Source organism: Pseudomonas sp. NFACC51 (assembly GCF_900103575.1).
Taxonomy (GTDB): Bacteria; Pseudomonadota; Gammaproteobacteria; order Pseudomonadales; family Pseudomonadaceae; genus Aquipseudomonas; species Aquipseudomonas fluorescens_Q.
Window position 1 is genome coordinate 245,565 of sequence record NZ_FMXH01000004.1, and the last position, 14,760, is coordinate 260,324.

Sequence of the window (14,760 nt, forward strand, 5' to 3'; positions counted from 1 at the left end):
AGGCATTTACATACATCGCCGGGCGGGGCTTATTCGATAGGCTAGTTCAATTGTTAACGACTGTTATAAGCGCCATTGAATGTCTAAGGATATGCACCTTTTTATGGCGGTTGCGTTACACATTAGTGCACGTATAACGCAATCGCGTTACTTATAGAAACAGTCAATCAACCGCGGTAGTAGCGCTGTGGGACGAATGGCATTTTGCTTACAAGTAAAGGCACCTTTTTCCCACGCACGATGGCCCAAACTGGCGTATCCAGGGCGACATAGGCGCTGTCTAGGTAACCCATCGCCAACGGACCGCCCAGGGTCGGGCCGAAACCGCCGCTGCACACCGTGCCGATAATCTCGCCCGCTTCGTTGACGATCTCTGCGCCTTCGCGCACCGGTGTACGTTCCTGGGGCAGCAGGCCGACGCGTTTGCGCTTCACGCCGCCCTGTTGTTGGGCGTACACGGTTTCAGCGCCGGGGAAACCGCCAGCGCGGGCGCCGTCGGCGCGACGTACTTTGGAAATCGCCCACAACAGGCTGGCTTCGATCGGCGTGGTCTCGGTGTTCATGTCGTGGCCGTAGAGGCACAGGCCGGCTTCCAGGCGCAGCGAGTCACGGGCGCCGAGGCCGATGGCCGTGACTTCCGGCTCGGCCAGCAGGGCGCGGGCCAGTTTTTCCGCCTCGGCGGCAGGCACCGAGATTTCGAAACCGTCTTCACCGGTGTAGCCCGAACGGCTGACAAAGCAGTCCATGCCCAACAGCGTGACTCGCTGGAACTGCATGAAGGTCATCTTCGCCACGTCCGGCGCCAGGCGTGCGAGCACGGTGACGGCGGCCGGGCCTTGCAGGGCGAGCAGGGCGCGGGCTTCGAACAGTGGCTCGATGCTGCACTGATCACCAATGTGCGTGCGCAGGTGGGCTAGGTCCTGGTCCTTGCAGGCCGCGTTGACCACCAGGAACAGTTCGTCGTTGCCCAGGTTGGCGACCATCAGGTCGTCGAGGATGCCGCCGTTGTCGTTGGTGAACATGGCGTAGCGCTGCATGCCCACCGGCAGGTCGATGATGTCCACCGGCACCAGGGTTTCCAGGGCCTTGGCGGCGCCTGCGCCGGTCAGGCGGATCTGGCCCATGTGGGACACATCGAACAGCCCGGCCTGGTCGCGGGTGTGCTGGTGTTCCTTCATCACCCCCAGAGGGTACTGCACCGGCATGTCGTAGCCGGCGAACGGCACCATACGGGCGCCGAGTTCGAGGTGCAGCGCGTGCAGCGGGGTCTTCAGCAGTTGTTCGGTGGACATATCAGCTCCTGGAAAAAATGTGGAAGTGAGGCAAGCGCATCAGCATTCGATGATGTTGACCGCCAGACCGCCGCGGGCGGTCTCCTTGTATTTGCTTTTCATGTCGGCGCCGGTCTGGCGCATGGTGCGGATGACTTTGTCGAGGGAGACGAAGTGATGCCCGTCGCCGCGCATGGCCATGCGCACCGCGTTGATGGCCTTCACCGAGCCCATGGCGTTGCGTTCGATGCACGGTACCTGCACCAGGCCGCCGATCGGGTCGCAGGTCAGGCCAAGATTGTGTTCCATGCCGATCTCGGCGGCGTTTTCCACTTGCTGCACGCTGCCGCCGAGCACTTCGCACAGGGCGCCGGCGGCCATGGAGCAGGCCACGCCGACTTCACCCTGGCAGCCGACCTCGGCGCCGGAGATGGAGGCGTTTTCCTTGTACAGGATGCCGATGGCGGCTGCGGTCAGCAGGAACCGCACCACGCCATCTTCGCTGGCGCCGGGGATAAAGCGCATGTAGTAATGCAGCACCGCCGGAATGATCCCCGCCGCCCCGTTGGTAGGCGCGGTGACGACGCGCCCGCCATAGGCGTTTTCTTCGTTGACCGCCAAGGCGTACAGGTTGACCCAGTCGAGCACCGACAGCGGGTCGCGCAGTGCGGCCTCCGGGTTCTTGCACAGCTGGCGGTGCAACGCCGCGGCCCGGCGCTTGACCTTCAGCCCGCCCGGCAGAATCCCTTCGTTGCGACAGCCCGCCGCCACGCAATCCTGCATCACCTGCCAGATTTTCAGCAGGCCGGCACGGGTCTCGGCTTCGGGGCGCCAGGCGCTTTCGTTGGTCAGCATCACCTGGCTGATGGACAGGCCATAGGTGCTGCAATGGCCCAGCAGGTCCTTGGCGCTCTTGAAGGGGAAGGTCAGGGGCGTGGCATCTTCGACGATGCGGTCGGCGCCGGCCGCGCCTTCGTCGACGACAAAACCGCCACCCACCGAGTAGTACTCGCGGCTGCGCACTTGCAGCCCTGCGGCATCGAAGGCGCGGAAGATCATGCCGTTGGGGTGAAAGGCCAACGGCTTGCGGATCATCGCCAAGTGCAGCTTTTCATTGAATTCGATGGAGTGTTCGCCGAGCAGGTTCAGGCGACCGCTGCTGCGGATCGCTTGCAGGCGGGCGTCGACGGTTTCGGTGTCCACGGTGTCGGGATGCTCGCCTTCCAGGCCCAGCAGCACGGCCTTGTCGCTGCCGTGGCCCTTGCCGGTGGCGCCGAGCGAGCCGTAGAGCTCGACCTTGACGCTGGTGGTGCAATTGAGCAAGTCATCGCGACGCAGCCCCTCGGCGAAACGGGCAGCGGCACGCATCGGGCCGACGGTATGGGAGCTGGACGGGCCGATACCGATCTTGAACAGGTCGAACACGCTTAACGACATGGTGTTTCTCCGGTTTCTTTTTATGAGGATCGACGGTTATGAAATGAGGCACAGGCTCCTTTGTGGGAGCGAGCTTGCTCACTCCCACAAAGGAGATGTGGTTTCCTTGAGAAGGTGACCTTCCACAAGGTTCGCGGTGTTGTTGAGAGGGGCGAGCAAACCCGCCCCCCTACAGGTCAAGCGTAGCTTTCGATCGACGGGCAGGCGCAGACCAGGTTGCGGTCGCCGAACACGTTGTCGACCCGGCCCACCGGCGGCCAGTACTTGCCTTCGATCAACGACGCCACCGGGTACACCGCCTGTTCGCGGCTGTAGGGGTGGGTCCACTCACCGACGATTTCCGCCGCAGTGTGCGGGGCGTTCTTCAGTGGGTTGTCGTCTTTGTCCAGGCTGCCGTTTTCCACCGCGCGAATTTCTTCGCGGATGCAGATCATGGCGTCGCAGAAGCGGTCCAGCTCTTCCTTGGATTCGCTTTCGGTCGGCTCGATCATCAACGTGCCGGCCACCGGGAACGACATGGTCGGCGCATGGAAACCGAAATCGATCAGGCGCTTGGCCACGTCATCGACGCTGATGCCGCTGCTGTCCTTGAGCGGGCGCAGGTCGAGGATGCATTCGTGGGCCACCAGGCCGTTGCTGCCGGAGTAGAGCACCGGGTAATGCTCTTCCAGGCGACGGGCGATGTAGTTGGCGTTGAGGATCGCCAGTTGCGAAGCGCGCTTGAGGCCGGCGCCGCCCATCATGCGGATGTACATCCAGGTGATCGGCAGGATGCTCGCGCTGCCGAACGGCGCTGCGCAGACCGCGCCTTGCTTGCGTTCCATGTTGGCGTGGCCCGGCAGGAACGGTGCCAGGTGCGACTTGACGCCAATCGGGCCGACGCCTGGGCCGCCACCGCCGTGGGGGATGCAGAAGGTCTTGTGCAGGTTCAAGTGCGAGACGTCGCCACCGAACTTGCCTGGGGCGCAGAGGCCGACCATGGCGTTCATGTTGGCGCCGTCGATGTACACCTGGCCGCCGTTGTCATGAATGATGCCGCAGATTTCGCGGATGCCTTCTTCGAACACGCCATGGGTGGACGGGTAGGTGATCATCAGCGCGGCGAGGTGTTCGCGGTGCTCGATGGCCTTGGCCCGCAGGTCCTCGATGTCGACGTTGCCGCGGGCATCGCAGGCGGTCACGACCACGCGCATACCGGCCATGTGGGCGGTGGCCGGGTTGGTGCCGTGGGCTGAGGACGGGATCAGGCAGATGTCGCGACGGTCTTCGCCACGGCTCTGGTGATAGGCACGGATCGCCAGCAGGCCGGCGTATTCGCCCTGGGAACCGGCGTTGGGTTGCAGCGACACCGCGTCATAGCCGGTGGCGGCGCAGAGCATGGCCTCCAGCTCGTCGGTCAGTTGCTGGTAGCCAGCGCTCTGCTCGGCCGGGGCGAACGGGTGCAGGGCGCCGAACTCGGCCCAGGTCACCGGGATCATTTCGCTGGCGGCGTTGAGTTTCATGGTGCAGGAACCCAGCGGGATCATGGTGCGATCCAGGGCCAGGTCCTTGTCGGCGAGCTTGCGCAGGTAGCGCATCAGCTCGGTTTCGGAGTGGTAGCGGTTGAACACTGGGTGGCTGAGGATCGCCGATTGGCGCACCAGCTCGGCCGGGATATGGCTTTGCACGCTGGCGGCCAGTGCCGCGAAGTCCGGCACGGCCTTGCCGTCGGCCATCAGGTTACCTATCAAACGGAGCAGTGCTTCGACGTCAGCCTGGCTGGTGGTCTCGTCCAGGGACAGGCCCAGGCGTTCAGCGTCCACCACACGCAGGTTGATGCGCTGTGCGCGGGCCTTGTCGTGCAGGGCAGCGGTTTGCGCGCCGGTGCGCAAGGTCAGGGTGTCGAAGAAGCTCTCTTGCTCGACGCTCAGCCCTAGCGCGCCCAGGCCCTTGGCGAGGATCGCGGTCAGGTGATGGATGCGATTGGCAATTTGCACCAGGCCCTTGGGACCGTGGTACACGGCGTACATGCTGGCGATGTTGGCCAGCAGCACCTGGGCGGTGCAGATGTTGCTCGTGGCTTTCTCGCGGCGGATGTGTTGCTCGCGGGTCTGCATCGCCAGGCGCAGGGCCGGTTTGCCGAAACGGTCCACGGAAACGCCGACCAGGCGGCCCGGCATGTCGCGCTTGAAGGCGTCCTTGGTGGAGAAATACGCCGCGTGCGGGCCACCGAAGCCCAGCGGCACACCGAGGCGCTGGGCGCTGCCGATGGCCACGTCGGCGCCGAACTCACCGGGTGGGGTCAACAGGGTCAGTGCCAGCAGATCCGCGGCCACCGCTACCAGGGCGTTGGCCGTGTGGAAGCGTTCGGTCAGTTCGCGGTAGTCGAACAGGTCACCGTTGCTGGCCGGGTATTGCAGCAGCGCGCCGAAGAAGCCGCTGACGTCGCTCAGTTCGCGCTCATCGCCGACCACCACGTCGATGCCCAGGGGCTCGGCACGGGTGCGCAGCACGTCGAGGGTTTGCGGGTGGCTGTGCACGGAGGCGAAGAACGCGTTGCTGCCCTTGTTCTTGCTCAGGCGCTTGCAGAAGGTCATGGCTTCGGCGGCGGCGGTGGCTTCGTCGAGCAAGGACGCGTTGGCGATCGGCAGGCCGGTAAGGTCGCTGATCAAGGTCTGGAAGTTCAGCAGCGCTTCGAGACGGCCCTGGGAAATTTCTGGCTGATACGGGGTGTAGGCGGTGTACCAGGCCGGGTTTTCCAGCAGGTTGCGCAGGATCGGTGCCGGCGTATGGCAGTTGTAGTAGCCCTGGCCGATGTAGGTCTTGAACAGTTGGTTCTTGGCGGCGATGGCCTTGATCGAGGCCAGTGCATCGGCTTCGCTCTGGCCGTCGCCCATGTCCAGCACGCTGGTGCCCTTGATGCTTTCCGGGATGACGCTGGCGCTCAGGCCTTCCAGGGAGTCGTAGCCCAGGCGCTCGAGCATGGCTTGCTCGTCGCTGGCACGCGGGCCGATGTGGCGGGCGATGAATTCGTTGGCAGTGCCGAGATTAACAGTCATGTGGCGCTCCTCAGGCTTCGGCGTTGGCTTTGATCAGGCGGTCGTAGGCGTCCTGATCCAGCAGTTGGCCAACGGCAGCGGCGTTGACTGGCTTGAAACGGAAAAACCAGCCATCGCCCAGGGGATCTTCGTTGACCAATTCCGGATTGCTTTCCAGGGCCGGGTTCACCTCGAGCACTTCACCGTCCAGTGGCATGTAGACACCGCTGGCCGCTTTCACCGATTCCACGGTGGAGGCTTCGGCACCCTTGTCGTAGCTTTGCAGTTCCGGTAACTGAACATAGACCACATCGCCCAAGGCGTTCTGGGCAAACGCAGTAATACCGACAGTAACGCTGCCGTCGGCTTCGGTGCGCAGCCATTCGTGATCTTCAGTGAAACGCAACTCGCTCATGGAAACTCCTGGGGCCAGATTCGTCTGGTGGACGCGAAGAAAGGCGCGGGGCTTGGCCCGGCCGAATGCTAATACCCATAGCAAGAATGCGGCCAATGTGAATAAGTGCTTATATATCAATGACTTGATTGGTTTTGTCGAAACTTGGATCGACTTAGCTGTAGCGAAATCGCTACAGCTGGGGAGGCCGGATAAAATCGTTGTGGGATCAAAGCCTTGCGCAGCGCTGCTTGGCGATGAGTGTAGCGATATCGTTCCACTGTAGCGCTTTCAGTACAGGTGGAGGTCGTTTTTGACATGATTTCGACCGCAACTCAGAACCCTGTGGGCGCTTGCTCGCGATAGCGGTGTGTCAGTCAACCTATGGCTGGCTGGGCGACCGTCATCGCGAGCAAGCTGCCACAAGGGGGACTGCGGCGGGTTTATGGCTTCCCGGAAATCCCGTACTTGCGCAACCGATGGGCAATCGCGGTGTGGGAAGTTTGCAGGCGGCTGGCGAGCTGGCGGGTGGAGGGGTAGTTGACGTAGAGGCTTTCGAGCAGGTGCTTCTCGAAGTTTTCCACGGCCTGTTCCAGGCTTTCGACTTCCACATCGCCCTGGCGCGCGACGGAGGTGCCGGCGATGTCCAGGTCGCCGATGTCCACCAGGCTGCTTTCGCAAATGGCGGCGGCGCGGAAGATCACGTTCTGCAATTGCCGCACGTTGCCCGGCCAGCGGTTGCCCAGCAGGGCCGGGTACGTGCCGGGGGCCAGGCGGCAGACCGGGCGCTGGATCTGCGCGCAGGCCTGCTGCATGAAATAACGCGCCAGCAGCAGGATGTCCTGGCCGCGTTCACGCAGCGGCGGGACTTCGACATTGAGCACGTTCAGGCGATAGAACAGGTCTTCGCGGAACGAGCCCTCGCTGACCATTTTCTCCAGGTTGCGGTGGGTGGCGCTGAGGATCCGCACGTTGACCTTGATTTCCCGGTCGCCGCCCACCCGGCGGAAGCTGCCATCGTTCAAGAAGCGCAGCAGCTTGGCTTGCAGGTACGGCGACATCTCGCCGATTTCATCGAGGAATACCGTGCCCTGGTTCGCCAGCTCCATCAGCCCCGGCTTGCCGCCTCGTTGCGCGCCGGTGAAGGCGCCGGGGGCATAGCCGAACAGTTCGCTTTCGGCCAGGTTCTCCGGCAATGCCGCGCAGTTCAGGGCCAGGAACGGTGCGCCATGACGGGCGCTGATGGCATGGCAAGCCCGGGCCACCAGTTCCTTGCCGGTGCCGGTTTCGCCCTGGATCAGCAGTGGTGCGTCCAGCGCCGCGACCCGCTGGGCCCGGGCCTTGAGGGTGCGGATCGCCGGGGATTCGCCCAGCAGCGCGTCGAAGCCTTCGGCGTGATCGTGATGCAATGCCGACAGGCGCTCGCCGATGCGGTTCGGCTGATACAGCGTCAGCAGCGCGCCGGCATCGGTGATGGGCGTAGCGTCCAGCAGCAAGGTCTGGCCATTGAGGGTGATTTCCCGCAGCGGCAAGCGAAAACCGTTCTCCAGCAAGGCGTCCAGCAATGCCTCGTCACCGAACAGCTCGGCCACGCTTTCCCCGGCCGGTTCACGCCCGTACAGGGCAATCAGCGCCGGATTGGCCAGCAGCACCTTGCCGGCACTGTCCAGGGCCAGCACCGGGTCGGTCATGGCCGCGAGCAAGGCATCGAGCTGCAAGTGCCGACGCTGGCCCGGCAGGATGTCCACCACGGTGACCGCCTGCACGCCGCGCACGCTGAACAGCGCCTCGCGCAACTCGTCGAGCACTTGCGGGCTGAGGGTCGGGGCGTCGATGTAGACGTTGGGCGGCACCATCTCCACCGCATCCAGGTTTAGATTGCGTCCACCGAGCAAGGCCAGGACTTCCTGGGTGATGCCGACGCGGTCGATGAAACTGACGTGGATACGCATGGGGCGATGGGTTCTGGAACTCGGAGGGTCGCAAGTATGCCTTGGGGCGGGCTATTGGTGAAATCCTGGTGCAACTCTTGAGAAACGCACCGAACTCCCACAGGGGGACGGTGGTGAGGCGAATATGTTCTACAACCCCACATCCCACTCCGGTACCTCGGGAAATTTCTGTACCAGGAAATCCAGCAGACTGCGCAGCGCCGAGGGCATGTGCTTGCGTGAGGCGTACACCGCGTACATGTTCATCCGGCGGGGTTCGGCGTGGGGCAGCAGGCGGATCAGTTCGCCGTTCTTGATATGGGCGCCGGCCTGGTAGCTGGGCAGCATGGCCACGCCGGCACCGGCTATCGTGGCTTGAAGCAATGTGCTGGCTTCGTTGGCGCTGATATTACCTTGCACCGGCACCGAGACCTGCTCGCCGTCCTGCTCGAAATGCCACAGGCTCTTGCCGACGTAGGAGTGGGTCAGGCAGTTGTGTCGGCTCAGGTCTTCCACTCGCAGCGGTGTCGAGTGCTCGCGCAGATACTGTGGCGAGGCGCAGATCACCGAGCGGCAGACCGTGAGGCGACGGGCAATCAGGTTCGGGTCCAGGTCGTTGCTCATGCGGATCGCCAGGTCGATGCGCTCATCCACCAGGTTCCCGGTGCGGTCGAGCATCTGCAGGTCGACGCTCACCCCTGGGTAGCGCTTGACGTATTCGGCCATGGCGCTCGCCAGTTGGGCCTGGCCGAACGAGGTACTGGCACTGATGCGCAACATGCCCCGTGGCGCATCGTCCGGGGTGCTGACGGCGGCTTGCATGTCGCCGGACAGCTCCAGCATCTGCCGGCACCGCGGCAGGATCTCCGTGCCTGCGGCCGTCAGGCTCAGCTTGCGGGTGGTGCGGTGCATCAGCCGGGCACCGACCCAGTCCTCCAGCTCCGCCAGATACCGCGACACCACTGGGCGCGACAGGTCCAGATGCTCGGCCGCCGCCGACTGACTGCCCAGGTCCACCACCGTGACGAACACCCGCATTGCTTGTAGACGATCCATGATCTGCCCGATTTCAGAAACAAACTATGTTGGATCATCGCATTTTTTGAAATGAATCAGGTCACTAAGCTTCGTCTCATTCCCTTCGGGCTTTTGGACAATGGAGCACCCATGACCGCATTCACCCCACTCAAGCGCCTGTTGCTGGCGACCGCCTCACTGGCGTTCGCCACACACACCTGGGCTGCGGACCTGACGCTGGACATCTACAACCCAGGAGCGGCAGCGATTTTTCCGGTGACCTCGGTATTGGTCAGCGGCGAGAGGGAGGCGATCCTGGTAGACGCCCAGTTCGGCAAGTCCCAAGCCGTGCAGGTCGTGGAAAAGATCCGCGCCAGCGGCAAACAACTGACCACGATCTACGTCAGCCATGGCGATCCAGACTACTATTTTGGTCTGGAAACCCTGGTTGCCGCGTTTCCTGAGGCCAAGGTGCTGGCGTCCGCACCGACTGTCGAGCACATCAAGCAGACCATGGACGGCAAGCTGAAATACTGGGGACCGATCCTGAAGACCGATGCCCCGACCAAAGCCATCGTGCCCCAGGTGCTCAAGGGCGACAGCCTGACCCTGGAAGGCCAGCGCTTGCAGGTCGTCGGCCTGGATGGCCCACAGCCGGACCGCAGTTTCGTGTGGATTCCGTCGATCAAGGCCGTGGTAGGCGGTGTGGTGGTGGCCGAGAACATTCATGTGTGGATGGCTGACACCCAGACGCCGCAGTCTCACAAGGATTGGCTTGGGACGCTGGCGGCCATTGAAAAGCTGCGCCCGAACACCGTGATTCCGGGCCATTACCTGGGTGAAAGTGCCCGGTCCCTGGCCTCGGTGACATTCACCGCTGACTACATCAAGGCCTTCGACGAGGAAACTGTCCGGGCCAAAGATTCCACCGCACTGATCGCCGCCATGAAAAAGCGCTATCCGGACTTGGGTGAAGACAGCTCCCTGGAGCTCAGCGCCAAGGTTGCCAAGGGCGAAATGAAGTGGTGAACCCCTGGCGGATGAGCTTTTGTGGCGAGGGAGCTTGCTCCCGCTGGGCTGCGCAGCGGCCCCAATTTCATTGAATGGAGTGTACCTGACACACCGCATGAGCCGTTTTGCGACTGCTTCGCAGCCGAGCGGGAGCAAGCTCCCTCGCCACAAAGATTTGTCGTGTCCGTTTCGAGCACACCTTCGATAGCAGTTATGTGTAATCACTGGAGAACACCATGAGCAAAATCGCAATCATCGGAGCCACCGGTCGCGCCGGCAGCCAATTGCTGGAAGAAGCCCTGCGCCGTGGCCACAGCGTGACGGCCATTGCCCGCAACACCGCGAAAATCGGTGAAAGGGCCGGTGTGGTCAGCAAGCAACTGGATGTATTGGACAGCGAGGCGTTGACGGCGGCGGTGACCGATCACGATGTGGTGATCAGCGCGGCGCACTTTGCCACCGTGCCGGCCGACAAGGTCATCGCGCCGGTGAAAGCCGCTGGGGTCAAGCGTTTGCTGGTCGTCGGTGGGGCGGGTTCGTTGTTGCTGCCGGATAACAGCCGTGTGATCGACAGCGATGGCTTCCCGGAGGAATACCTGGCCGAAGCCAGCGCCGGAGCATTGTTCCTGGACGTACTGCGCCAGGAGCAGGACCTGGACTGGACCTTCCTTTCGCCTTCGGCGGAGTTCGTCGAAACCGAGCGCACGGAGCAGTTCCGTCTCGGCAAGGATCACTTGCTGTTCGACGACGCCGGGCGTAGTTGGATCAGCTTTGCCGATTACGCCATTGCGATGATCGATGAAGTGGAAACGCCGCAGTTTTCGCGCACACGGTTTACCGTCGGGTATTGATCGGGCGCTTTCGCGAGCAGGGTGGCTCCCACATGGGGGCCACAGTTTATTTAGCCATGGACTCTCACCCAGACGCTGACCAGCACCGTCGCGGCCATCAACCACGCCACCGCCGCCACGGCCAGGGACGCCTCCAGGCGCATGCGGTCGACCATCACATACAGCGTCGCCAGGTAGACAAAGTACGGAATGATCGACCACATCCCAAACACGATGGTGGTCTTCAGGTCATCCACCGAACGGCCCTTGCCGACGATGTAATGGGCAATCAGGGCGAAGGTCGGGAACAGTGGCACGAGCCCGGCGATGTAATAGTTCCTGGTCTTGGCCAGCATTGCCAGGATGACCACCACGGCTGCACCGAGCGCTGCCTTGAAAATCAGATCCACAGGTTTCCCGCCCAGTTGATTAATGGCTCAAGCCATATTTTTTGACTTTGTCGAACAGCGTGGTCTTGGCCATGCCCAGCTCCTGGCTGGCCTGGGTCAGGTTGCCGCCGCTGCGTTGCAGGGCGTCCACCAGCAGGTTGCGCTCGAAGGCTTCGACTGCTTCGGCGAAAGCCAGGCCCTGGTTGCCGCCGCTGGCACCGGAGCGCTTGAACGCCGGCAGGCCCAGGGCGTAACGCTCGGCGACGTTGCGCAGTTCGCGTACGTTGCCCGGCCAGTCGTGGCTCATCAGGTTCGACAGGGTCTGGTTGTCCAGCTCCGGCACCGTGCGGTCGAAGCGCAGGGACGACTGCTGGAGAAAATGCTCGAACAGTTGCAGGATGTCTTCGCGTCGCTCGCGCAAGGGCGGCAGTTCCAGGGTCACCACGTTGAGGCGGTAATACAAGTCGCTGCGGAACTGCCCGGTGCGGCCCATTTCGTCCAGGTCGGACTTGGTGGCGGCGATCACCCGGCAATCCACGGCCACGCTCTGGTTCGAACCCAGGCGCTCTAGGGTGCGTTCCTGCAACACGCGCAGCAACTTGATCTGCAAGGGCAGGGGCATGCTTTCCACTTCGTCGAGAAACAACGTGCCGCCATCGGCGTGCTCGATCTTGCCGATCCGGCGTTTGCCGGCACCGGTAAAGGCATTGGCCTCGTGGCCGAAAATCTCGCTTTCGAACAGGTTCTCTGGCAGGCCGCCGCAGTTCAGTGCGACGAACTGCTTGTCGTGGCGTCGGCTGAAGTCATGCAGGCAACGGGCGACCAATTCCTTGCCAGTACCGGTTTCACCTTCGATCAGCACGTTGGCCGAGGTGTCGGCGACGTTGGCGATCAGCGCGCGCAGGTGCTGCATGGCGGGCGAGCGGCCGATGATCCGGCCTTCCAGGGAATCGCGTTCGGCCAATTGCCGACGCAGCGACGACACTTCCCGGGCGAGGCTGCGCTGCTCCAGGGCACGGCGGGCGACGTCCACCAGGCGTTCAGGGGAGAAGGGTTTCTCCATGAAGTCATAGGCACCTTTTTGCATGGCGCCGACGGCCATGGAGATATCGCCGTGGCCAGTGATCAGCACCACCGGCAAGCTGCGGTCCCGCGCCTTGAGTCGGGTCAGCAGTTCCAGGCCATCGATGCCCGGCAGGCGAATGTCGCTGATGACGATGCCGGCAAAGTTATCGTCGACGCGCTCCAGGGCCTCTTCGGCGCTGCCCACGCCGATGCAGGGAATGTCTTCCAGGGTCAGTGCCTGCTTGCAGCCCAGCAGGACATGGGGGTCGTCTTCGACGATCAATACGCTCAGGTCGTTGTTCATAGCGGCTCGGCAGGTAAAAGGCTTACCAACGGTAAACTGAGGACAAACGTGGTTCCACTGCCCTCGACCGGGTGTTCGACGCCCAGGTATCCACCCGTGGCAGCGGCCAGGCTGGCGGAAAGCGTCAGGCCCAGGCCCAGGCCTTGTTCGCCGGGTTTGGTGGTGAAGAAGGGTTCGAACAGATGCTTGCGTGCTTCTGGGTCAATGCCATGGCCGTTATCCCGCACGCGCAGGCGATATTTGCCATCGCCGGCCTGGCCTTCGAGCCAGAGCTGCGGTTCGGGTTGCGTCTGCATGGCGTCCAGGGCATTGCCGATCAGGTTCACCAGGATCTGCTCCAGGCGCGTCTGGTCAATTTGCACCTGGACGTCGTCGAAGCTGGAATGAATCTGGATGTTCAAGCTTTCAAGACGAGCGCCCAGCAGTTGCAGCGCGGCCTCGACACCGTTGCCGAGGCTGGCCTGGCCCTGGTCGTCCCCACGCCGGGCAAAGGAGCGCAGGCTGGCGGTGATCCGGCCCATGCGGTCGATCAAATCGTTGATGGTCTTGAGGTTGGCGCTGGCGATATCCAGCTGGCCGCGTTCCAGGAAGCGCACGGTGTTGCCGGACAAGGTGCGCAGTGCCGCCAGCGGCTGGTTGAGTTCGTGGGCGATGCTGGTGGACATCTGGCCGATGGCAGCCAGTTTTCCGGCCTGGACCAATTCGTCCTGGGCCCGGCGCAAGGTCTCTTCGGCCTGTCGCCGCTCGCGGATCTGGCCCTTGAGTCGTTCGTTGCTGGCGCGCAGGTCGGTGGTGCGTTCGGTAATCCGACGCTCGAGCTGGTTGTTGGCTTGCTGCAAGGCTTCCCGGGCCGCGAGACGGGTGGCGATGACCTTGCGCCGTTCGTTCCAGGCGATCAACAGGAATGCCACCAGGGCGAAGGCCACGGCCACCAGGATGCCTTGGTTGATCGCCTGGCGACGCAGGTCTTCAAGTGGGGTCAGCAGGGTGAAATTCCACGGTGTATCGCTCAAGGGCCGGGTCTGCGACAAGTAGCTGATGGCGCGCTCGTCGGACACCAGTTCGCTGTTGGCCGGGAACGTCAGCTTCTCCATGCCTTCGGCCAGGCGTTCCCGGGCCAGGGGCACCAGTTCATTGAGCGGGAACCAGTAGTACTGCAGGCTGCGGGCCAGGCGTTCCTTGGTGTCGTCGCTCAGGGGGCGAACCGACTTGAGCCGTCGCGCCGGGTCGCTGGACAGGATAATGATGCCGTTCTCATCACTGACGAACGCCTCCAGCCGCGCACGTTGCCAGCGTTCCTCAAGGGCTTCGAGGCGCACCTTGACCACGGCGACGCCGATGATCTTGCCTTGTTGCTCCAAGCCATGGGCCAGGTAGTAGCCGGGTTCGCCGTTGGTACTGCCGATTCCGTAGAAGCGCCCCGGCTGGCCGCGCACGGCATTCTGGAAGTAGGCGCGGAAGGACAGGTCTTCGCCCAGGTAACTGTCGACATCGCGCCAGTTGCTGGTAGCCATCACCCGGCCGGTGGTGTCCATCACGTAGATGGCCCGGCTGCGGCTGCGACGGTTAAGGCCTTCGAGGTATTCATTGACGATCTTGCGGTGCTCGGGTGTCGGGTCGTCGAGCAGTTGCGAGACACTTGACTCAAGCTCCAGCAGGCTGGGCAGGTAGGTGTACTTGCTGATCTCGCTCTCGACCGCACGGGCGTGCAGTTCCAACTGGCGCTCGCCATTCTCGGCGAGGCCACGTACGCCATAGTGCTCGCTGATCCAGAAGCCGAGGTAACCCAGGCCGATCATCAGGGCAATGACCAGTGGCGGCAGGAACAGATGGCGGATCAGGCGGGGTTTCACGGCGAGTGATGGCGGCGCGGCGCGATAGAGGGTGGGGTCGCATTTCATCACAGAAGCCTTGGGTCAACCAGTGTGGCGGCGGCCGCCCTTCGAACCCGGTCCGGTGGCGAGGGAGCTTGCTCCCGCTCGGCTGCGAAGCAGTCGCATAATCGGCTCATGCAGTATGCCAGGTACACCGCATTCGCCGGTTTTGGGGTCGCTGCGCGACCCAGCGGGAGCAAGCTCCCTCGCCACAGGAGCC

Annotated in this window: 11 protein-coding genes; 2 read left to right on the plus strand and 9 right to left on the minus strand. The window is 63.1% G+C overall.

Annotation, left to right across the window (positions count from 1 at the left end):
- Window positions 1-167 precede the first annotated feature (167 nt).
- The 6 genes from gcvT to BLT00_RS10550 all read right to left on the minus strand — a co-directional run bounded on the left by gcvT (window position 168) and on the right by BLT00_RS10550 (window position 9,106).
- Window positions 168-1,292, minus strand: a complete 1,125-nt coding sequence (gene gcvT / locus BLT00_RS10525) for a glycine cleavage system aminomethyltransferase GcvT (RefSeq protein ID WP_092145134.1) — start codon at window positions 1,290-1,292, stop codon at window positions 168-170.
- Window positions 1,293-1,331: 39 nt separating this feature from the next.
- Entirely contained in the window at window positions 1,332-2,708 is a 1,377-nt protein-coding gene (locus tag BLT00_RS10530) for an L-serine ammonia-lyase (protein ID WP_063324627.1), read from the minus strand.
- Between the two features lie 176 nt (window positions 2,709-2,884).
- Complete coding sequence (gcvP, locus tag BLT00_RS10535; RefSeq protein ID WP_092145136.1) at window positions 2,885-5,746, minus strand: aminomethyl-transferring glycine dehydrogenase; 2,862 nt, start codon at window positions 5,744-5,746, stop codon at window positions 2,885-2,887.
- 10 nt (window positions 5,747-5,756) lie between these two features.
- Window positions 5,757-6,140 (minus strand): glycine cleavage system protein GcvH, encoded by a 384-nt coding sequence (gcvH, locus tag BLT00_RS10540; protein ID WP_003205000.1) that lies wholly within the window; start codon window positions 6,138-6,140, stop codon window positions 5,757-5,759.
- Between the two features lie 422 nt (window positions 6,141-6,562).
- Window positions 6,563-8,071 carry a sigma-54-dependent transcriptional regulator gene (locus tag BLT00_RS10545; RefSeq protein ID WP_063324630.1) on the minus strand — a complete coding sequence of 503 codons (1,509 nt, stop codon included), beginning with the start codon at window positions 8,069-8,071 and terminating at the stop codon, window positions 6,563-6,565.
- Between the two features lie 129 nt (window positions 8,072-8,200).
- Complete coding sequence (locus tag BLT00_RS10550; protein ID WP_092145138.1) at window positions 8,201-9,106, minus strand: LysR family transcriptional regulator; 906 nt, start codon at window positions 9,104-9,106, stop codon at window positions 8,201-8,203.
- Between the two features lie 111 nt (window positions 9,107-9,217).
- Here BLT00_RS10550 and BLT00_RS10555 point away from each other — a divergent pair, with 111 nt between their 5' ends.
- The gene (locus tag BLT00_RS10555) at window positions 9,218-10,096 is read left to right on the plus strand and encodes an MBL fold metallo-hydrolase (RefSeq protein ID WP_092145140.1); all 879 of its coding nucleotides are present in this window, start codon (window positions 9,218-9,220) and stop codon (window positions 10,094-10,096) included.
- A 218-nt stretch (window positions 10,097-10,314) separates the two neighbouring features.
- Window positions 10,315-10,929 carry an NAD(P)-dependent oxidoreductase gene (locus tag BLT00_RS10565; protein ID WP_092145142.1) on the plus strand — a complete coding sequence of 205 codons (615 nt, stop codon included), beginning with the start codon at window positions 10,315-10,317 and terminating at the stop codon, window positions 10,927-10,929.
- Window positions 10,930-10,979: 50 nt separating this feature from the next.
- On the opposite strand, the gene BLT00_RS10570 is transcribed toward BLT00_RS10565, so the two are convergent.
- The 3 genes from BLT00_RS10570 to BLT00_RS10580 are packed head-to-tail and all read right to left on the minus strand — an operon-like array spanning window position 10,980 to window position 14,567.
- On the minus strand, window positions 10,980-11,309 hold the full coding sequence (locus tag BLT00_RS10570; protein WP_170862026.1) for a GlpM family protein: 330 nt from the start codon (window positions 11,307-11,309) through the stop codon (window positions 10,980-10,982).
- Window positions 11,310-11,337: 28 nt separating this feature from the next.
- Entirely contained in the window at window positions 11,338-12,666 is a 1,329-nt protein-coding gene (locus tag BLT00_RS10575) for a two-component response regulator AauR (RefSeq protein WP_063324635.1), read from the minus strand.
- Complete coding sequence (locus tag BLT00_RS10580; RefSeq protein ID WP_063324636.1) at window positions 12,663-14,567, minus strand: two-component sensor histidine kinase AauS; 1,905 nt, start codon at window positions 14,565-14,567, stop codon at window positions 12,663-12,665. The genes BLT00_RS10575 and BLT00_RS10580 overlap by 4 nt, the downstream gene beginning before the upstream one ends.
- Window positions 14,568-14,760: the final 193 nt, after the last annotated feature.

Bases quoted from the DNA above. Each gene is read 5' to 3' on its own strand.
- gcvT (WP_092145134.1), bottom strand. From the start codon at position 1,292: ATGTCCACCGAACAACTGCTGAAGACCCCGCTGCACGCGCTGCACCTC.
- BLT00_RS10530 (WP_063324627.1), bottom strand. From the start codon at position 2,708: ATGTCGTTAAGCGTGTTCGACCTGTTCAAGATCGGTATCGGCCCGTCC.
- gcvP (WP_092145136.1), bottom strand. From the start codon at position 5,746: ATGACTGTTAATCTCGGCACTGCCAACGAATTCATCGCCCGCCACATC.
- gcvH (WP_003205000.1), bottom strand. From the start codon at position 6,140: ATGAGCGAGTTGCGTTTCACTGAAGATCACGAATGGCTGCGCACCGAA.
- BLT00_RS10545 (WP_063324630.1), bottom strand. From the start codon at position 8,071: ATGCGTATCCACGTCAGTTTCATCGACCGCGTCGGCATCACCCAGGAA.
- BLT00_RS10550 (WP_092145138.1), bottom strand. From the start codon at position 9,106: ATGGATCGTCTACAAGCAATGCGGGTGTTCGTCACGGTGGTGGACCTG.
- BLT00_RS10555 (WP_092145140.1), top strand. From the start codon at position 9,218: ATGACCGCATTCACCCCACTCAAGCGCCTGTTGCTGGCGACCGCCTCA.
- BLT00_RS10565 (WP_092145142.1), top strand. From the start codon at position 10,315: ATGAGCAAAATCGCAATCATCGGAGCCACCGGTCGCGCCGGCAGCCAA.
- BLT00_RS10575 (WP_063324635.1), bottom strand. From the start codon at position 12,666: ATGAACAACGACCTGAGCGTATTGATCGTCGAAGACGACCCCCATGTC.
- BLT00_RS10580 (WP_063324636.1), bottom strand. From the start codon at position 14,567: ATGAAATGCGACCCCACCCTCTATCGCGCCGCGCCGCCATCACTCGCC.